Source organism: Chitinibacter sp. SCUT-21, from assembly GCA_041874755.1.
Taxonomy (GTDB): domain Bacteria; phylum Pseudomonadota; class Gammaproteobacteria; order Burkholderiales; family Chitinibacteraceae; genus Chitinibacter.
Window position 1 is genome coordinate 1,536,950 of the sequence record CP102611.1, and the last position, 20,243, is coordinate 1,557,192.

Consider the following 20,243-nt stretch of genomic DNA (forward strand, 5'->3'; position numbering starts at 1 on the left):
AAAAAAAACCCACCTGAACAGTCAGGAAGGCTATTCGTTTCCACAATGGAAACACTGCGGGAAGCGATGATTTTCGCTTCCCGCAGCAAAAGACTTTGAATTATAAGGAAATCAAAGCATTTGAGTCAATGAAAACCGACAAAAGTCGATTCCCGTTTTTAATTATTCCGCGACTTCACCTGAAGATTCGGCCATTACTTCAGCTGCCACCTCGGCAAAAGGCATTAGAGACTCAACTTTGCTTTGCAAACGCTTACGATTCTTATGGTAAGCGAGACCCGTACCAGCTGGGATCAAGCGACCAACAATCACGTTTTCTTTCAAGCCACGAAGATCATCAACTTTACCCATGATCGCCGCTTCAGTCAGGACTCGTGTAGTTTCCTGGAACGATGCAGCAGAAATGAATGAGTCGGTTGACAATGATGCCTTGGTAATACCGAGCAAGATATTGTCATACTTCGCCAATTCTTTGCCTTCGGCCGCCAATTTATCATTAGCGATCAATACTTCAGCGCGCTCTACTTGTTCACCCAAGATGAAATCAGAATCACCCGAATCTGAAATCACTACGCGCCGAAGCATTTGACGAACGATCACTTCAATGTGCTTGTCGTTAATCTTCACGCCCTGCAGACGGTAAACCTCTTGCACTTCGTGAACGATATAACGCGCCAAGGCTTCAATACCTTGCAGACGCAGAATATCGTGCGGATCAATTGGGCCGTCAACAATTGTTTCACCGCGGTTAACAACCTGACCATCGTGCACCATGACATGCTTATCTTTAGAAATCAGATATTCATGTGCTATGCCTTCTAGGTCAGTGAGCACCAGACGCTGCTTACCTTTGGTGTCTTTACCAAAGCTTGCAGTACCTGTGACTTCAGCCAGCATACCGGCATCTTTCGGTGAACGTGCTTCGAACAACTCAGCAACACGTGGCAGACCACCCGTAATATCGCGCGTCTTAGCCGATTCTTGCGGGATACGTGCCAGCACATCGCCCACACCAACTTGCTGACCATCTTTTACGGTAATAATCGAACCAACTTGGAACGAAATTGTAACTGGGGTATCAGTACCAGCCAGTTTCATTTCATTGCCAAACTCATCGATCAATTTAACCAATGGGCGCAAGCCTTTGCTTGAAGTTACTTTCGCTTTAGAAGCGATAACAACCAGTGTAGACAAGCCAGTTACATCGTCGACTTGTTTAACAACCGTCATGCCTTCTTCAACGTTTTCGAACTTCACTGTACCTGCGTACTCAGTGATGATCGGACGAGAGTGAGGATCCCACGTACCCAATACAGTACCCGCCTTGATCGCATCGCCGTCTTTTACAGTCAGCGTTGCACCGTACGGTACTTTATGCGATTCACGCTCACGACCATTGTCGTCAAGAATCATCACTTCGGCTGAACGAGCAATAACCACTGGCTCGCCTTTAGCGTTTGTGACATAACGCATATTCGAGCTATAAGCGATATTACCGCTTGATTTAGCTTCAACTTGATTCGCCGCCGCTGCTCGAGATGCCGCACCACCGATGTGGAACGTACGCATCGTCAACTGTGTACCTGGCTCACCAATCGACTGAGCTGCAATAACACCAACAGCTTCACCGCTATTCACCAAGTGGCCGCGCCCCAAATCGCGACCATAACATTTCGCGCACAAGCCATAGCGTGTTTCACACGACAGTGGTGTACGTACCAATACTTCATCAACACCGCGCTGTTCGATCAAATCAACTGCATCTTCATTCAGCAGATGACCCACTTCAAACAGGGTTTCTTGGCTTGATGGATCTACAACGTCTTTGGCTACAACACGACCCAAGATACGCTCACGCAAGGCTTCAACAACGTCACCACCTTGCACAACGGCTTTCATGGCCACACCATTCTTCGTACCGCAATCGTCCTCAATCACCACCAAGTCTTGCGTCACGTCGACCAGACGACGAGTCAGGTAACCCGAGTTCGCTGTCTTCAACGCCGTATCCGCCAGACCTTTACGTGCACCGTGTGTTGAGATGAAGTACTGCAACACCGTCAGACCTTCACGGAAGTTGGTCGTAATCGGCATTTCAATAATCGAGCCGTCTGGTTTCGCCATCAGACCACGCATACCCGCTAACTGACGAATCTGAGCTGCAGAACCACGGGCACCCGAGTCAGCCATCATGTAAATCGAGTTGAACGACTCTTGCTCGTCTTGCTTACCATTAGCATCAAGCACTGGCTCTTTACCGAGTTGATCCATCATCGCCTTCGCGATTTGGTCACCGGCACGACCCCAGATATCGACTACCTTGTTGTAACGCTCGCCTTGAGTTACCAGACCCGAGCTATATTGTTGCTCGATCTCTTTAACTTCAGATTGCGCCGCAGCCAACAATTCAACTTTCTTAGCCGGAACCAACATATCATCAACGCAAATCGAAATACCGCCACGCGTTGAGTATGAGAAACCGGTGTACATCAATTGATCGGCAAATACGACCGTATCTTTCAAGCCGCAACGGCGGAAAGAAGCATTGATCAGCTTACCAATTTCTTTTTTCTTCAGTGATTTGTCGATGTGTGAGAAATCCAGGCCTTTAGGCAAGATTTCTGACAAGATCGCACGACCCACAGTCGTGTCACGACGAACAAGCTTGCATTCCCACTCACCCGCTTCATTTTTCGACCAGTCTTTCAGACGAATTGAAACGCGAGTTTGTAGAGTGACGTCTTTATTCGCGTAAGCACGCAATGCCTCAGCAACGTCTGAGAAAATCGTCAAGCGTTGGCCATCGTCGTTCAGACGCTCGCCTTTCGCGTATTTCGCTTCACGGGTCATGTAATACAGACCCAAGACGATATCCTGTGAAGGAACAATGATTGGCTCACCATTGGCTGGTGCCAATACATTGTTCGACGCCAACATCAAGGTACGCGCTTCCATCTGCGCTTCAAGCGACAATGGAACGTGAACCGCCATCTGGTCACCGTCGAAGTCAGCATTGAATGCCGCACAAACGAGTGGATGCAACTGGATAGCTTTACCTTCGATCAGAGTCGGTTCAAACGCTTGAATACCCAAGCGGTGCAGCGTTGGTGCACGGTTCAGCAGTACTGGATGCTCGCGAATCACGTCTTCCAAGATATCCCAAACTACAGGCTCTTGGCTTTCTACCATTTTCTTCGCAGCTTTAATCGTCGTCGCCAGACCCATCACTTCCAATTTATGGAAAATGAACGGCTTGAACAATTCGAGCGCCATCAACTTTGGCAGACCGCACTGATGCAGGCGCAAAGTTGGGCCTACGGTAATAACCGAACGACCTGAGTAGTCAACACGTTTACCCAACAAGTTCTGACGGAAGCGACCGCCCTTACCTTTGATCATATCGGCCAAAGATTTCAGAGGACGTTTGTTCGCGCCAGTCATGGCTTTACCACGACGACCGTTATCGAGCAAAGAGTCTACCGACTCTTGCAACATACGCTTTTCGTTACGTACGATGATTTCTGGCGCGCGCAATTCAAGCAGGCGCTTCAGACGGTTATTACGGTTAATTACGCGGCGATACAGATCATTCAAGTCTGAAGTCGCGAAACGGCCGCCATCTAGCGGAACCAATGGACGCAACTCAGGTGGCAAGACTGGCAATACTTCCAGAATCATCCACTCAGGTTTGATGCCTGAACGCTCAAACGCTTCGAGTACTTTCAAGCGTTTCGCGATTTTCTTGATCTTAGTTTCTGAACCCGTGGTATCGAGCTCTGAACGCAGACGGCTGATCTCTTGATCAACGTCCATTGATTTGAGCAATTCACGAACCGCTTCAGCACCCATCATTGCAACGAATTCATCACCGTATTCTTCTACTTTCGAGAAGTAATCTTCTTCGGTGAGCAATTGACCGCGTTGCAACGGCGTCATACCTGGTTCGATCACGATAAACGCTTCGAAATACAATACGCGTTCGATATCGCGCAATGCGATATCCAATACCATACCCAAACGAGATGGCAGTGATTTCAAGAACCAGATGTGCGCAACTGGGCTAGCCAATTCGATGTGGCCCATGCGCTCACGACGCACTTTTGACAACGTCACTTCGACGCCACATTTTTCACAAATCACGCCACGATGTTTCAGGCGTTTGTACTTACCGCACAAGCATTCGTAATCTTTAATCGGGCCAAAGATACGAGCACAAAACAGACCATCACGCTCAGGTTTGAACGTACGGTAGTTAATGGTTTCTGGCTTTTTCACTTCGCCAAAAGACCAAGAACGGATTTTCTCAGGCGATGCAAGCCCGATCTTAATCGCGTCAAATTCTTCGTCTTGTGCGACTTGCTTGAAGAGTTCGAGTAAGCCTTTCATTCCAATATTCTCCAGTGAGGGCAATCAGGTATTGGCTTGCAGCCCTTATTCATAAAGAGCCACAGCCGCATACCTCACAGTAATCAGTAGGTTTCCAGATCGATATCGATACCGAGCGAGCGGATTTCCTTAACCAATACATTGAATGACTCTGGCATGCCAGCATCAATGCGGTGATCACCCTTCACAATGTTTTCGTAAACTTTGGTACGACCGTTCACATCATCGGACTTCACAGTCAACATTTCTTGCAATGTGTACGCTGCACCGTACGCTTCCAGTGCCCAAACCTCCATCTCACCGAAACGCTGACCACCGAACTGAGCTTTACCGCCCAATGGCTGTTGCGTTACGAGAGAGTACGGGCCAGTCGAACGCGCGTGCATCTTATCGTCAACCAAGTGGTGCAGTTTCAGATAGTGCATTACACCCACAGTCACTTTACGCTCGAACGGCTCACCAGTGCGGCCATCGAACAATTGCATCTGTGTTTTGCTGCCGTTGAACGACAATTGCTGTGTACGTGGGTCTTCATCTGGGTAAGCCAGATCCAACATTTCACGGATTTCGCTTTCTTTCGCGCCGTCAAATACTGGGCTCGCAAACGTCATACCGGTGCTCAGACCTTTCGCCAATTGCATTACTTCAGCGTCATCCAAACCTGCGATGTCTTCTGACTTGCCATTGGTGTTATAGATCTTCTCAAGGTAAGCGCGTACTTCTGCGGTGTTTTGTTGTTCACGCAACATCGCGTTGATACGTTGGCCAATACCTTTGGCAGCCCAGCCCAAATGTACTTCCAGAATCTGACCGATATTCATACGTGATGGAACGCCCAATGGGTTCAACACGATGTCCACTGGCGTACCGTCTGCCATGTGTGGCAAGTCTTCAACCGGCAGGATCTTCGATACCACACCCTTGTTACCGTGACGGCCGGCCATCTTATCGCCTGGCTGCAAACGACGTTTCACTGCAACGTAAACTTTAACCATTTTGATAACGCCAGGTGGCAATTCGTCACCTTGCGTCAATTTACGTTTTTTATCTTCGAAACGCAGTTCAAACTCAGCTTTAGTTTGCGCGATCAGATCTTTATTCGCTTCAAGCTGACGAGCACTTTCTTCGTCAGACAAACGGATATCGAACCAGTCGTGCTTGCTTGGCAAATCAGCCAAGTATTCAGCTGTTACCGTCGCGCCTTTAGCGAGTTTTTTCGGACCGCCGTTGGCTACTTTGCCAACCAACATGTCTTCAATACGCTTGAACAAGTCAGACTCAACGATACGCAATTGGTCGTTCAAGTCTTGACGGTAGCGGCGCAGTTGCTCGTCGATAATCGCTTGAGCACGTTTATCGCGCTCGATGCCTTCACGCGTAAATACTTGTACGTCGATAACCGTACCGGTCATACCTGATGGCACGCGCAATGACGTGTCTTTCACGTCAGACGCTTTTTCACCGAAGATCGCGCGCAGCAGTTTCTCTTCTGGCGTCAGTTGCGTTTCGCCTTTAGGCGTTACTTTACCAACCAGAACGTCGCCAGCTTCAACTTCAGCACCGATGTAAACCACACCTGCATCATCCAAACGGCCAAGCATGCGCTCTGACAAGTTCGAAATATCGCGAGTAATTTCTTCAGGGCCCAGCTTGGTATCACGCGCCATCACGTTCAACTCTTCGATGTGGATCGAAGTGTAACGATCATCAGCAATGACCTTCTCGGAAATCAGAATCGAGTCCTCGAAGTTGTAACCATTCCAAGGCATGAAGGCGATGGTCATATTTTGACCCAGAGCCAATTCGCCAAGGTCTGTAGACGCACCGTCAGCAACCACGTCACCCTTAGCCAGCAAATCACCTTTCTTGACGATTGGGCGCTGGTTAGTGTTGGTATTCTGGTTAGAACGAGTAAATTTAACCAAGTTGTAGATGTCTACACCGGCTTCACCCGCAATCACTTCGTCATTGTTCACACGAACGACGATACGAGTCGCGTCAACGTAATCAACCACACCACCACGCAATGCGGTTACCGCAGTGCCTGAGTCGGTTGCACAAGTACGTTCGATACCGGTACCCACGAATGGTTTTTCTGCGCGCAGACAAGGAACCGCCTGACGCTGCATGTTGGCACCCATCAAGGCACGGTTCGCGTCATCGTGTTCGAGGAACGGAATCAACGAAGCTGCTACCGATACGATCTGGCTTGGCGCTACATCCATGAACTGAACGCGATCTGGCGTTGCAACGATGGTCTCGCCTGCTTCACGGCATGTTACCAGTTCGTCCGTCAGATTATTGTCTTCGTCGGTTTGCGCGTTCGCCTGAGCGATCACGTATTTACCTTCTTGAATCGCAGACAGGTATTCGATTTCGTTCGTTACTTTACCGTCAACCACTTTACGGTATGGCGTTTCGAGGAAGCCGTACTCGTTGGTGCGTGCGTAGCAAGACAAAGAGTTGATCAAACCAATGTTTGGACCCTCTGGTGTCTCAATTGGACAAACACGACCGTAGTGCGTTGGGTGTACGTCACGTACCTCAAAGCCCGCGCGTTCACGCGTCAAACCGCCTGGACCCAAGGCTGAAACACGGCGTTTATGCGTGATTTCAGACAATGGATTGGTTTGATCCATAAACTGCGACAGCTGAGAAGAACCGAAGAATTCTTTCACAGCAGCAGATACTGGCTTCGCATTGATCAAATCATGCGGCATCAGGTTATCTGATTCAGCTTGTGACAGACGCTCTTTCACTGCACGCTCAACACGTACCAAGCCAGCGCGGAATTGGTTTTCTGCCAACTCACCTACTGAGCGTACACGGCGGTTACCCAAGTGATCGATATCGTCCACTTCGCCACGGCTGTTACGCAGTTCAAGCAAGATGCCGATTACAGCGATAATGTCTTCAGTCGACAATACGCCTGGGCCAGTAATGCCTTTAGAACCTACGCGCTCGTAGAAGCGACGTTGCCAGCCCGGTGCTTTCTCATCCAAACGATCTGGGTAAGCACGGCTGTTGAATTTCATGCGACCAACGGCGGATAGATCGTAACGATCTTCAGAGAAGAACAAGCCATTGAACAAGGCTTGAACTGCGTCTTCTGTTGGTGGCTCGCCAGGGCGCATCATGCGATAGATTGCAACACGTGCCTGCCACTGATCTTGTGTATCGTCAGTGCGCAGCGTTGTTGAAATGAAACCACCTTGATCCAAGTCGTTGATGTACAAGGTCGTGATTTCTTTAACTTCGTTCGCGTCCAGTTTTACCAACAAATCTTCTGTGATTTCATCGTTGGCTTTGGCAACCACTTCACCCGTTTCTGGGCTAATCACATCTTTTGCCAACACGCGACCGTAGGTGTAATCCAACGGAACTTGTACACGTGTCATGCCAGCATTGTTGATATCACGAATGGTTTTTGCAGTGATGCGCTTGTCTTTTTGCGCCAGCACTTTACCTTCGTCAGAAACGATATCAAATTTCGCAACTTCACCGCGCAAGCGGTCAGACTGCAATTCCCAGAACACGCCATCTTCAGTTAGATAGAAGGTATCTGTGTCAAAGAATTCAGCCAAGATCTGTTCAGGCGTATACCCCAGTGCTTTCAACAGAATTGACACTGGCATTTTACGACGACGGTCGATACGGAAGAACAACAAATCTTTTGGATCGAACTCGAAATCCAACCATGAGCCACGGTATGGAATTACGCGAGCCGAGAACAGCAATTTGCCTGAGCTATGGGTTTTACCCTTGTCATGCTCAAAGAACACGCCTGGAGAGCGGTGTAACTGCGATACGATTACGCGCTCAGTACCGTTAATTACGAACGAGCCGTTACGAGTCATCAGTGGAATTTCACCGAAGTACACATCCTGCTCTTTTACTTCTTTGATCGTTGGTTTTGAGGATTCACGATCCATGATCACCAAACGAACGCGCGCGCGTAAAGGTGCGGCAAACGTGATACCACGTTGCTGACACTCTTTCACGTCAAAGGCAGGCTCACCCAATGAGTAATGCACAAACTCTAAACGTGCATATTCATTGTGCGAAACAATCGGGAAAATTGAGTTAAACGCAGCCTGCAATCCAATTTCACGACGCGCTTCGATAGGCACGCCTAGTTGCAGGTACTCGGAATAAGAGTCGATCTGAGTAGCCAACAGAAACGGCACTTCAAGGACACTTGCCCGCTTCGCAAAACTTTTGCGAATACGTTTCTTCTCAGTGAACGAGTATTTCATACTCATAAACTCTCCATGGGTGGGGCGCAATGGACAAACCGCAAAACGCCCGCTAACAATTAGTTGTGAGCGGTTTCTGGTTTGTCTGCTGCAAGGGCTTATTTACACACTTTATTTTTTGTAAGCAAGCCGCAGTATACAAACGCAAAAGGGCAGACGGATTGCTCCGTCTGCCTGTACTACTTAACTAGCTAAAGATTACTTAACTTCAGCCTGTGCGCCAGCTTCGATCAATTTCTTAGCGATAGCGTCAGCGTCTGCTTTAGAAACGCCTTCTTTAACTGATTTTGGTGCGCCGTCAACCAAGTCTTTAGCTTCTTTCAAGCCCAGACCAGTTACTTCACGAACAACCTTAATCACGCCAACTTTTTGTGCGCCAGCGTTAGTCAAGATTACGTCGAATTCAGTTTTTTCTTCTGCAGCAGCAGCAGCGCCACCAGCAGCTGGGCCAGCAACTGCAACAGCAGCTGCAGAAACACCAAATTTCTCTTCGAACGCTTTAACCAAGTCGTTCAATTCCAAAACAGTCAAAGCACCAACTGCGTCAAGGATATCTTCTTTAGATACGGCCATTTGTTATTACTCCTGAAAATCTTATCTGATTAATTCTATTTAGATACGAAAAATTAAGCTTCGGTCGCTTCTGCTGGAGCCGCTTCGGCTGCAGGAGCGGCAGAACCCTCGCCTTTCTTCTCTGCCAAAGCTGCCAGGCCGCGAACGAAGCCAGCCACTGGCGCTTGCATAACGTAGAGAAGTTTCGAGAGCAATTCTTCGCGGCTTGGTACAGATGCCAAGGCAGCAACAGCTGCAGCATCCATAACTTTGCCATCATAAGAACCCGCTTTCAGAACGATTTTGTCGTCTTTTTTCGCGAATGTATGCAGTACTTTAGCTGCAGCAACTGGGTCTTCGGAAATACCGTATACCAAAGGACCGACCATTTGGTCAGCCAATTCAGCAAACGGAGTTCCTTGTACCGCACGGCGTGCCAACGTGTTTTTCAAAACACGCAGGTATACGCCTGACTCACGCGCTTGTTTGCGCAGTTCAGTCATGCTGGAAACCTCGATACCACGATATTCAGCGATCACGATGGTTTGAGCATTTGCAACAACTGCTGCAATCTCAGCCACTACCGCTTTTTTGTCGTCAAGATTTAGACTCAAGGTCAACCTCCATTAGTTAAGTTCAGCGCACAAAGTACGCCACCCAATCAAACGGCGACCAATATTCAGGAGACTTTTACTAAACATGAAGTTCAGCGAGAAGCCTGCATTGGGAGCACCGTCTGCGTAGGCTGGTGTTTGGTCACCTTGATTAAGCCTACTTTGCAAGTAGGCACCTACGGTCTTTGACTATCTGAAGCTTCACCTATAGCGAAGCTCCAGCCCAAAGTCAGATTACAGGACGGACGAAGTGTCTACGCGAACACCCAAGCCCATCGTGCTTGAAACTGCGATTTTCTTGAAGTACACGCCTTTAGAGCTTGCTGGCTTCGCTTTTTGCAAAGCATCAACCAGAGCTGCCAAGTTGGCGCGCAAGTCAGCAGCTTCGAAAGAAGCGCGACCCAAAGTAGCGTGAACGATACCACCTTTGTCTGTACGGTATTGAACCTGACCCGCTTTAGCATTTTTAACTGCTTCAGCAACGTTAGGTGTAACAGTACCTACTTTCGGGTTAGGCATCAGGCCGCGTGGACCCAAGATTTGACCCAACTGACCAACGATACGCATAGCATCTGGAGACGCGATCACCACGTCGAAATCCATATTGCCTGCTTTAACTTGTTCAGCCAGATCTTCGAAACCTACTACGTCTGCACCAGCAGCTTTAGCGGCTTCAGCGTTTGCACCTTGTGTAAACACTGCTACGCGTACAGTTTTACCTGTACCTTTTGGCAACACAACTGCGCCACGAACAACCTGATCAGATTTACGTGGATCAATACCCAAATTGAACGATACGTCGATAGACTCGTTGAATTTAGCAGTTGCAGCGCCTTTTACCAAAGCGATCGCTTCATCGATTGCGTACAATTTGTTGCTATCAACATTTGCGCGCAATGCTGCAAGACGTTTAGAAACCTTAGCCATTTACACGCCCTCCACTTCGATACCAATCGAACGAGCTGAACCAGCAATCGTACGAACAGCAGCATCCAAATCGCCACCAGTCAAATCAGCTTGCTTGGTTTTAACGATTTCTTCAAGTTGAGCGCGAGTAACTTTACCAACTTTGTCGGTATGTGGGCGAGCAGAACCTTTAGTAATGCCAGCAGCCTTTTTCAGCAAGATAGTTGCTGGAGGCGATTTCATTACGAAAGTGAATGATTTATCCGCAAATGCAGTAATCACAACTGGAATTGGCAGACCAGGCTCTACACCTTGAGTCGCAGCGTTAAACGCTTTACAAAATTCCATGATGTTCAAGCCGCGCTGACCCAAAGCTGGACCAATTGGAGGCGATGGATTTGCTTTACCAGCTGGCACTTGCAGCTTGATGTAGCCAATAATTTTCTTTGCCACAGTACTACTCCTAAAAATGGGTCAAACGCCAGCCACGAAAGCTAGCTCCCCTACCAAAAACGCTGAACAATTAACTATTCAACGCCTCAAAACGCAGATTAGGTTTTTTCAACCTGCGAGAATTCCAAATCTACTGGTGTTGCACGACCAAAAATTGACACCGTTACTTTCAGACGGTTTTTGTCGTAATCAACATCCTGGACTGTCGCGGTAAAGTCAGCGAACGGACCATCAGTAACACGCAAAGTCTCACCCACCTCAAACAGGATCTTGTGACGCGGCTTATCCGCCCCATCCTGAACCTGCTGCATCATGCGCTCAACTTCTTTTGCCGGAATTGGCATCGGTTTAGTACCCGAACCACCAATAAAGCCAGTCACTTTTGGCGTACTTTTCACCAAGTGCCAACTATCATCAGTCATATCCATCTCTACAAAAACATAACCTGGATAAAACTTACGCTCAGTTAGCGCCTTACGCCCAGCCTTTACTTCCATCACCTCTTCAACTGGAACCAGGATCTGACCAAACAGATGCCCCATCTCCAATCGATCAATTCTTTCTTTCAATGCTTTCTGTACGCTTTTTTCAAAGCCAGAATAAGCGTGTACTACATACCAACGCATTGCCATGCTCGATTCCCCGACTGATTAACCGCGACCCAGCACGATATCGTAAAACAACCAAGCCAAGCCAGAATCAACCACCCACATAAACAGGGCCAACACAGCTACAAACAAGAACACAACGCCAGTCACTTGCCACGTTTCTTTCTTGCTTGGCCAAACCACCTTCTGCGCCTCTTTGATTGAGTCACGAGCATAGTCAACAAAAGAGCGACCCAACTCACTAAACCACATCACAACACCGCCAGCCACCAAACCCGCGACCACGGAGAGAGACCCAACAAAAGACTGCCCAGCAGGCACCAAATAAAAACCAGCAACACCCAAAGCCACCAAGGCCAGAGCTGCCATTACTTTCAGTCGTTCTATGCTTTGCATTACGTTTCCGGCGACCCATAAAACAAAGCCGCCCCAGATTAGATCTGGAACGGCTCCGCTGATAATGTGGCAGGCGAGGAGGGCTTCGAACCCGCAACCCCCGGTTTTGGAGACCGGTACTCTACCAATTGAGCTACTCGCCTGGGGAGAGACCAAAACTATAACTTAGTTTTGATCACTTTGCAACTATTTTATTCAATTACTTTAGCAACAACACCAGCACCAACCGTACGACCACCTTCACGAATCGCAAAGCGCAAACCTTGCTCCATCGCGATCGGGCAGATCAACGTTACAGTGATAGATACGTTATCGCCAGGCATAACCATTTCAGTACCTTCTGGCAACGCGATCGCGCCAGTTACGTCCGTAGTACGGAAGTAGAACTGTGGACGGTAGTTGCTGAAGAATGGCGTATGACGACCACCCTCTTCTTTCGACAGAACGTAGATTTCTGAAGTGAATTTAGTGTGTGGCGTGATTGAACCTGGTTTAGCCAATACTTGACCACGCTGAACGTCTTCACGCTTAGTACCGCGCAGCAACGCACCAATGTTATCACCAGCTTGACCTTGATCCAACAACTTACGGAACATCTCAACGCCAGTACAAGTTGTCTTAACAGTTGGAACGATACCAACGATCTCGATTTCTTCACCAACTTTAACGATACCGCGCTCTACACGACCAGTTACTACAGTACCACGACCAGAAATTGAGAATACATCCTCAACTGGCATCAGGAATGTACCATCAACTGCACGCTCTGGCAGAGGAATGTACGTATCCAAAGCCTCAGCCAAGCGGTAGATTGCTGGCTCACCGTATTCGCCTTGATCACCTTCCAGCGCTGCACGAGCAGAACCAGTAATGATTGGGGTGTCGTCACCTGGGAAGTCATATTTAGACAACAGGTCACGAACTTCCATTTCAACCAATTCGAGCAACTCAGCATCATCAACCAAGTCAGCTTTGTTCATGAATACGATGATGTATGGAACGCCAACCTGACGAGACAACAAGATGTGCTCACGAGTTTGTGGCATAGGACCATCAGCAGCAGAAACCACCAAGATCGCGCCGTCCATCTGCGCCGCACCAGTAATCATGTTTTTAACATAATCCGCGTGGCCTGGGCAGTCTACGTGAGCGTAGTGGCGAGTCTCAGTTTCGTATTCAACGTGTGCTGTATTAATAGTAATACCACGTGCTTTTTCTTCAGGCGCGCTGTCGATTTGAGAGTAATCTTTAGCTTCACCACCGAACTTGCGAGTCAATACAGTAGTAATTGCTGCAGTCAGGGTTGTTTTACCGTGGTCAACGTGACCGATTGTACCAACGTTAACGTGCGGCTTGGTCCGCGTAAACTTTTCCTTAGCCATCGCTTTATTTCCTTCTCGAGAACTTGAAATAACAGATTAATGACACTACGAACTGGTGCTGATGGGGGGAATTGAACCCCCGACCTCTCCCTTACCAAGGGAGTGCTCTACCCCTGAGCTACATCAGCAAATTCTGGAGCGGGTGAAGGGAATCGAACCCTCGTCGTAAGCTTGGAAGGCTTCTGCTCTACCATTGAGCTACACCCGCGCTTAGTACTTAAAATTCGTTTCTACCAAAACCCGCAACTATGGGTGTTTGGTGGGGGGAGAAGGATTCGAACCTTCGAAGGCTGAGCCGCCGGATTTACAGTCCGGACCCGTTGACCGCTGGGGTAATCCCCCCCTTTAGAGACCCGCATTATGGAGATGTCGCAGAATCTCGTCAAATAAATTTCAATACAAAACGCATGCTTTTTGAGTAAACACTTATTTCACAAAGAAAATTAAGCGAGTTCAGACTGTAATTTTCGCTTAGAGGCCCACACAAACATCGCAACACCAGCAATAATCATTGGCAAACTCAGCAACTGCCCCATCGATAAATTCATCGCCAGCAAACCCAAATAATCATCTGGTTCACGCGCAAACTCAGCAATAAAGCGGAATGCGCCATAACCGATCAAAAATAGCGCGGAAACTTGCCCAGTCTGACGCGGCCTCTTCGAATAAATCCATAAAATCAGGAACAACAAAACGCCCTCAAGAGCAAACTGATACAACTGCGACGGATGACGCGGCAAACCATCATGCGCCTGCGGAAAGACCATAGCCCATGGCTTAGTGGCATCGGTTACACGACCCCAAAGCTCGCCATTGATAAAGTTCCCCATGCGCCCGGCGGCCAAACCCAGCGGCACAAGTGGCGCAATAAAATCCGTAACCTGTAAAAAGCTACGCTGAGTTTTGCGCCCAAATAAATACATCGCCACCAGTACACCCAAAAATCCGCCGTGAAAAGCCATCCCGCCTTCCCATACCTTTAAGATATCCAGTGGATTTGCAAGATAGAACGCAGGTTTATAAAACAGCACATAACCGAGGCGCCCACCTAAGATCACCCCTAGCACACCATAAAACAGCAGATCATCCATCTCTTCCGTGCGCCAACCCGCTGGATTGCCGCGCCGAATACGCCAACGCCCCATTAGCAGGAAGCACACGAAACCTAGCAAATACATCAAACCGTACCAATGCAGCCCAAACGAGCCGATATGGATTGCAACAGGATCAAACTGAGGATGTACAAACATGACGTTGGCTTTCTTAATATCAGAGTGCTGCTGATTATATCTGGCAAATGCGGCAATATCTCGCACTAAGTACAAATAACAATTTACAAGCACGCCATTGCAGTTCAGCCAAAACGCCTAATTTTTAGTTACAATTGCCACACAGTTTCAGCCACTTAGAGAAAACATCATGCCTGTATATCGTTCCCGCACCACCACCCACGGTCGCAATATGGCCGGCGCCCGCGCTCTTTGGCGCGCAACTGGGATGAAAGATGGCGATTTCGATAAACCCATCATCGCCATTTGTAATTCATTCACCCAATTCGTCCCTGGCCACGTACATTTGCAAAACCTCGGCCAACTGGTTGCACGTGAAGTTGAAAAAGCAGGCGGCGTTGCTAAAGAATTCAACACCATCGCGGTGGATGACGGCATTGCCATGGGTCATGGCGGCATGCTGTATAGCCTGCCAAGCCGTGATTTGATTGCAGATTCCGTTGAATACATGGTCAACGCGCACTGTGCTGATGCGATTGTCTGCATTTCAAACTGCGACAAAATCACCCCTGGCATGTTAATGGCTTCATTACGCCTGAATATTCCCGTGATTTTCGTCTCTGGCGGCCCAATGGAAGCGGGCAAAGTGAATTGGCACGGCGAAACCCGCAAGCTAGATCTCGTTGATGCGATGGTCGAAGCTGCCAACCCAAACGTTTCGGACGAAGAAGTCGCCGCGGTTGAACGCAGCGCCTGCCCAACCTGTGGCTCGTGTTCTGGCATGTTTACCGCCAATTCGATGAACTGTTTGACCGAAGCTTTGGGTCTTTCATTACCAGGCAACGGTTCGCTACTAGCCACGCACGGTGACCGCAAACAACTCTTCTTGCAAGCTGGTCGTACGATTGTTGAATTAGCGAAACGCTATTATGAGCAAGATGATGAATCAGTCTTGCCGCGCAATATCGCCACTTTTAAAGCCTTTGAAAACGCGATTGCGCTTGATATCGCCATGGGCGGCTCAACCAACACCGTTCTGCACTTGCTAGCAGCGGCGCACGAAGCCGGCGTCGATTTCAAAATGCAAGACATCGACCGCATGAGCCGTAAAGTGCCATGCTTGGCTAAAGTTGCGCCTGCTACGCAGAAATACCATATGGAAGACGTTCACCGCGCCGGCGGTGTCATCGGCATTTTGGCCGAATTGGATCGCGCTGGCTTAATCCACCGTGACGTACCAACCGTACACGCCAAAACTATGGGCGATAGCATTGACCAATGGGACATCATCAAAAACACCCCAGAAAGTCTCGCACACCTACTGTACCGCGCAGCTCCTGGCGGCGTAGCAACCACCATCGCTTTCAGCCAAAGCATGCGCTGGCCAGAACTTGACCTAGACCGTGCCAACGGCTGCATTCGCAACAAAGAAAACGCCTACTCGCAAGACGGTGGCATTGCAGTACTGTATGGCAATATCGCCGAACGCGGTTGCATCGTAAAAACTGCCGGCGTTGACGATTCGATCCTAAAATTCACTGGCCGCGTACGCATTTTTGAAAGTCAAGACGACGCGGTAGCCGGCATTTTGGACGACCAAATCGTCGCTGGCGATGTGGTATTGATTCGCTACGAAGGCCCGAAAGGCGGTCCAGGCATGCAAGAGATGCTGTACCCAACCTCTTACCTAAAATCGAAAGGTCTTGGCAAAGCGTGCGCACTCCTGACCGACGGTCGATTCTCTGGCGGCACTTCTGGTCTATCGATCGGCCACGTTTCACCTGAAGCAGCCGAAGGTGGTGCGATTGGTCTGGCAATGGAAGGTGATCAACTTGAAATCGACATTCCAAATCGTACGATCAATTTGCTGATTAGCGATGAAGAACTGGCTGCGCGTCGCGCAGCAATGGAAGCCAAAGGCAAAGATGCTTGGAAGCCAGTTGATCGCCAACGTTTCGTCAGCGCAGCGCTGCGTGCCTACGCCGCAATGACAACATCAGCCGACACTGGTGCGGTTCGCGATGTATCACAAGTTGAGCGCAAAGACTAAACACTCAGCACAACAAAAAGCGGCCTCAGGGCCGCTTTTTTTATTGCTAGGTATATATCAAAAGCCTAAGCAATTAATTACCTACAGAGCAATACCCCTAGCAATTTAATTTAAATCGACAACAAAAAACCCAGCCTTAGCTGGGTCTTGAGCATCAGAGTCTGTAGTAAATTACAGAGGCTGAATGTTTGAAGCTTGTTGACCTTTAGGGCCGTTCGTCACTTCAAAGCTTACTTTCTGGCCTTCTTGCAGTGTTTTGAAACCGCTAGAATTAATTGCTGAGAAGTGGGCAAACAAGTCTTCGCCACCTTGATCAGGAGTAATGAAACCGAAGCCTTTTGCATCGTTGAACCACTTAACTGTACCAGTTGCCATCTTTAATTTACCTTAAACTATAAAATTGAGCATTCGCCCAAGACCACATCATACACAATATTGCGCCGCCCGCATCTTTTAAATGACTTTTTACCAATTTTATTTGCTCGCATACCGCTCATCTCCTACAGCATCAACTTTCCCAACCCTTGGCCGATAAGCTTTTTATCCCTCACTGGAGCACGCCATCATGTCGTCCATATCCGCACTAGCAGGGCGAGACTTCTTGAGCCAAGCTCGAAACAAAGGTGTTAGCGAAGTTGTTCAAAACAGCAATGCAAGCGAAAACAAACCCAGTAAAATCGAACATCGCGTTGCGCAACTACAAAAAGAAACACTCCATCTGGCACAAGATTTCCTTGGACAATTTGCCCAGCAATTATTTGGCGACGCAGCCAAAGGCATGCAGGTAAGTTTTGATCAAATTGAGCTTAATGCCAGTAGCGAAGCCAGCATGAGCCTATCAAGAACAAGCGATGGCACAACAAGCACCCAAGCGGCCAATTTCAGCCTTAGTGACAGCAGTAGCTTTTCAGGGCGCGGCACCATTACAACGGCCGACGGTCGACAGTTTGAATTTGAACTAGCAGTGAATTATGAATCTAGGCAAGAACTCAGCTACACTCAACATGTCACCCGCAACGCTAAACCTAGCATTGCTAACGATACAGAGAGCACCCCAGCATCAACCATGCACTATAACGGCACGGCTGACGACCTTCTGAATAGCATCAGCGCTGAACCTGTACGACTCCCCTTCAAACTCAGTAAGCCAGATAACGCGGATCAAATCATGGGTGATATGGTACTCAAACTTCTGAAATTGAATGGCGGCGACCGTTTCTTTGATTGGTTTGGCAACAAAGCCCCTGCTATCGATCAAACAGCCTAACAACAAAAAAGCCATCTACAAAGATGGCTTTTTTTCTTCACAACCCAATTTATTTCGATATCGCCGCCGTCGCAATCAACTCATCGAGCAATAAAATAATTGCAGAGGAATTCATCTCAAACGGGTTAAATTCGCTGCGAGCCGAATATTTGAGCAATACTCCGTGATTTACTTTCGACATATTCACTTGCCCCATCGTCCAATCAGAAAAATGGCGCTCACAAATTTCCTCAAAACTGAGTAACTCAACTTTTTCGTGCCGTGGATCACGGACAATCACATTGTACAGCGATGAAACCGCCGAGCGGCTTCCCTCCAACACTTGCACGAACACACCAGAACCATAGCACAACACGCCCGTAATACCGATCGCGGGGTTATTTTGCCGTGAACTACGCAATAAAGCCTCAAGCAATTCAGCGTTCACCTCACCCGCCGCACGACTCGCATAAATCAAACGTACAAGCATGGAAACCCTCTTAGCGTTTATTGTTAATTAAAGACAAAAACTCAAGGCGCAAATGCGTATCTTTCAAGAAAATCCCACGCATTACGCTGTTAATCATTTTAGAATCCGAGTCCTTCACGCCACGCCAGTGCATGCAAAAATGATCGGCCTCCATCACAATGGCCAAACCGTCTGGCTTAACCTTACTTTGCAATAAGTCCGCCATCTGCGTTACCGCTTCTTCCTGAATTTGCGGACGAGACATCACCCATTCAGCCAAGCGTGCGTATTTTGATAAACCAATCAAGTTCGAATGCTGGTTAGGCAAAATACCAATCCATAATTTGCCAATAATCGGGCAAAAATGATGCGAACAGGCACTACGCACCGTAATCGGGCCAACAATCATCAATTCGTTCAAATGCTCAACATTGGGAAACTCTGTTACCGCAGGCTGGGCAACGTAGCGACCACGAAAAACTTCATTGAGATACATTTTAGCCACTCGACGCGCAGTATCTTGCGTGTTGTGATCATTCTCGGTATCGATCACCAAGCTTTGCAAAACACCGACCATTTTTTCTTGCACTTCATCGAGCAATTCGGTCATTTCGCCTTCTTCGATAAAGTCGGCAATATTGTCATTCGCATGAAAACGTCGGCCCGCCTGATGCAAGCGATAACGAATCCGTTGTGACACGGGCGGCTGTACGGGAAGGTCAGATTGGCTCAAGATAAATCCTTAGCTTGATACAGAGTGAATACAGCAAAATAGCACAAGCGGCGACAGTTCACCGCTCAGACGCCTTCAGCGTACCACAAACACAGAAGGGAGAAAAACAAGCGCAATTCATCACTTTGCAGTGAGTTGCGCTACAAAGCAAAAAGCCCAATCCGAGGATTGGGCTTAGCTGAAATTCTGTGGTGGCCAATCGCGGAATCGAACCACGGACACGCGGATTTTCAATCCGCTGCTCTACCAACTGAGCTAATTGGCCACTTCTCTGACTGACGTCGATCAGCGAGAAGCGGAATTAAACACTATCTCAACAAGGCCGTCAAATATTTGCTCAGCAATTATTTCACTCTTTGCATAGAAGACTGATTTAATTCAGATTATATTTGCGAACATTTTTTCATTTTTATAGTCAAACTGGCTTCAAATCAACGAATTTAGGATGGGCCATGGATACAATTTGGTGGGTATTAAGTATTGGCCTGATGCTATTGGGCGTGGCAGGCATTATTTTGCCCCTGTTGCCATCAACCCCTTTGGTATTTGCCGGCATGATGATTATTGCTTGGCAACAAGATTTCCAAACCGTCAGCGGCTACACCATGCTAGCACTGGCGGCGATCGCCATATTTGCCAGCGCACTCGATTACATAGCAGGCGCGATGGGTGCTAAAGTCGCAGGGGCCAGCAAACAAGCCGTTTGGGGTGCGACGCTAGGCGCAATTTTAGGCATTTTTGCAGGGCCAGTTGGTTTGATTTTTGGTCCACTATTTGGCGCAGCAGCAGGTGAATATTATGCAACGCGTGAAACAGTAAAAGCCGGCAAAGTAGGCATCGCAAGTTGGCTGGGGATGATTGCGGGCGCGATTGCCAAGATTGGTCTTGTTTTTGCCATGCTGGGTATTTTCTGGCTTGCCTACTGGCTTTAACCAAGCAGTATCGGCCTGTAGCGCTTATTTA

General features: G+C 48.4%; 16 protein-coding genes and 5 tRNA genes. 3 read left to right on the forward strand and 18 right to left on the reverse strand.

The window, feature by feature from the left end; genetic code table 11:
• Window positions 1-162: 162 nt before the first annotated feature.
• From rpoC to lgt, 14 genes are all read right to left on the reverse strand, one after another.
• Window positions 163-4,386, reverse strand: coding sequence for a DNA-directed RNA polymerase subunit beta' (rpoC, locus tag NT239_07095; protein ID XGA72579.1), 4,224 nt, complete (start codon window positions 4,384-4,386; stop codon window positions 163-165).
• A gap of 83 nt (window positions 4,387-4,469) precedes the next feature.
• Window positions 4,470-8,642 carry a DNA-directed RNA polymerase subunit beta gene (gene rpoB / locus NT239_07100; protein XGA72785.1) on the reverse strand — a complete coding sequence of 1,391 codons (4,173 nt, stop codon included), beginning with the start codon at window positions 8,640-8,642 and terminating at the stop codon, window positions 4,470-4,472.
• A 198-nt stretch (window positions 8,643-8,840) separates the two neighbouring features.
• Entirely contained in the window at window positions 8,841-9,215 is a 375-nt protein-coding gene (gene rplL / locus NT239_07105; protein ID XGA72580.1) for a 50S ribosomal protein L7/L12, read from the reverse strand.
• Between the two features lie 53 nt (window positions 9,216-9,268).
• Window positions 9,269-9,808, reverse strand: coding sequence for a 50S ribosomal protein L10 (gene rplJ / locus NT239_07110; protein XGA72581.1), 540 nt, complete (start codon window positions 9,806-9,808; stop codon window positions 9,269-9,271).
• A gap of 234 nt (window positions 9,809-10,042) precedes the next feature.
• Window positions 10,043-10,735: a 50S ribosomal protein L1 gene (gene rplA, locus NT239_07115; GenBank protein XGA72582.1), complete on the reverse strand. Its 693-nt coding sequence runs from the start codon at window positions 10,733-10,735 to the stop codon at window positions 10,043-10,045.
• Window positions 10,736-11,167, reverse strand: a complete 432-nt coding sequence (rplK, locus tag NT239_07120) for a 50S ribosomal protein L11 (GenBank protein XGA72583.1) — start codon at window positions 11,165-11,167, stop codon at window positions 10,736-10,738.
• Between the two features lie 98 nt (window positions 11,168-11,265).
• Window positions 11,266-11,799, reverse strand: coding sequence for a transcription termination/antitermination protein NusG (gene nusG, locus NT239_07125; GenBank protein ID XGA72584.1), 534 nt, complete (start codon window positions 11,797-11,799; stop codon window positions 11,266-11,268).
• An 18-nt stretch (window positions 11,800-11,817) separates the two neighbouring features.
• Window positions 11,818-12,171 carry a preprotein translocase subunit SecE gene (secE, locus tag NT239_07130; GenBank protein XGA72585.1) on the reverse strand — a complete coding sequence of 118 codons (354 nt, stop codon included), beginning with the start codon at window positions 12,169-12,171 and terminating at the stop codon, window positions 11,818-11,820.
• Between the two features lie 67 nt (window positions 12,172-12,238).
• Window positions 12,239-12,314: transfer RNA gene (locus tag NT239_07135), tRNA-Trp, on the reverse strand.
• A gap of 48 nt (window positions 12,315-12,362) precedes the next feature.
• The gene (tuf, locus tag NT239_07140) at window positions 12,363-13,553 is read right to left on the reverse strand and encodes an elongation factor Tu (protein XGA72586.1); all 1,191 of its coding nucleotides are present in this window, start codon (window positions 13,551-13,553) and stop codon (window positions 12,363-12,365) included.
• A gap of 53 nt (window positions 13,554-13,606) precedes the next feature.
• Window positions 13,607-13,681: transfer RNA gene (locus tag NT239_07145), tRNA-Thr, on the reverse strand.
• 6 nt (window positions 13,682-13,687) lie between these two features.
• Window positions 13,688-13,761, reverse strand: a tRNA-Gly gene (locus NT239_07150).
• A gap of 49 nt (window positions 13,762-13,810) precedes the next feature.
• Window positions 13,811-13,896, reverse strand: a tRNA-Tyr gene (locus tag NT239_07155).
• A 100-nt stretch (window positions 13,897-13,996) separates the two neighbouring features.
• Entirely contained in the window at window positions 13,997-14,803 is an 807-nt protein-coding gene (gene lgt, locus NT239_07160) for a prolipoprotein diacylglyceryl transferase (protein XGA72587.1), read from the reverse strand.
• 169 nt (window positions 14,804-14,972) lie between these two features.
• On the opposite strand from lgt, the gene ilvD reads away from it, so the two are divergent.
• Window positions 14,973-16,832 carry a dihydroxy-acid dehydratase gene (gene ilvD / locus NT239_07165; GenBank protein ID XGA72588.1) on the forward strand — a complete coding sequence of 620 codons (1,860 nt, stop codon included), beginning with the start codon at window positions 14,973-14,975 and terminating at the stop codon, window positions 16,830-16,832.
• A gap of 171 nt (window positions 16,833-17,003) precedes the next feature.
• Here the strand turns inward: ilvD and NT239_07170 are convergent, their stop codons facing one another.
• On the reverse strand, window positions 17,004-17,207 hold the full coding sequence (locus NT239_07170) for a cold-shock protein (protein XGA72589.1): 204 nt from the start codon (window positions 17,205-17,207) through the stop codon (window positions 17,004-17,006).
• 190 nt (window positions 17,208-17,397) lie between these two features.
• Between NT239_07170 and NT239_07175 the strand changes: the two genes are divergently transcribed.
• Complete coding sequence (locus NT239_07175; protein XGA72590.1) at window positions 17,398-18,099, forward strand: hypothetical protein; 702 nt, start codon at window positions 17,398-17,400, stop codon at window positions 18,097-18,099.
• A 49-nt stretch (window positions 18,100-18,148) separates the two neighbouring features.
• Here the strand turns inward: NT239_07175 and NT239_07180 are convergent, their stop codons facing one another.
• The 3 genes from NT239_07180 to NT239_07190 all read right to left on the reverse strand — a co-directional run bounded on the left by NT239_07180 (window position 18,149) and on the right by NT239_07190 (window position 19,545).
• Window positions 18,149-18,568: a BLUF domain-containing protein gene (locus NT239_07180; GenBank protein XGA72591.1), complete on the reverse strand. Its 420-nt coding sequence runs from the start codon at window positions 18,566-18,568 to the stop codon at window positions 18,149-18,151.
• A 10-nt stretch (window positions 18,569-18,578) separates the two neighbouring features.
• On the reverse strand, window positions 18,579-19,280 hold the full coding sequence (locus tag NT239_07185) for a GTP cyclohydrolase I (protein ID XGA72592.1): 702 nt from the start codon (window positions 19,278-19,280) through the stop codon (window positions 18,579-18,581).
• Between the two features lie 189 nt (window positions 19,281-19,469).
• Window positions 19,470-19,545: transfer RNA gene (locus NT239_07190), tRNA-Phe, on the reverse strand.
• Between the two features lie 187 nt (window positions 19,546-19,732).
• Here NT239_07190 and NT239_07195 point away from each other — a divergent pair.
• The gene (locus tag NT239_07195; GenBank protein ID XGA72593.1) at window positions 19,733-20,212 is read left to right on the forward strand and encodes a DUF456 family protein; all 480 of its coding nucleotides are present in this window, start codon (window positions 19,733-19,735) and stop codon (window positions 20,210-20,212) included.
• Window positions 20,213-20,243: the final 31 nt, after the last annotated feature.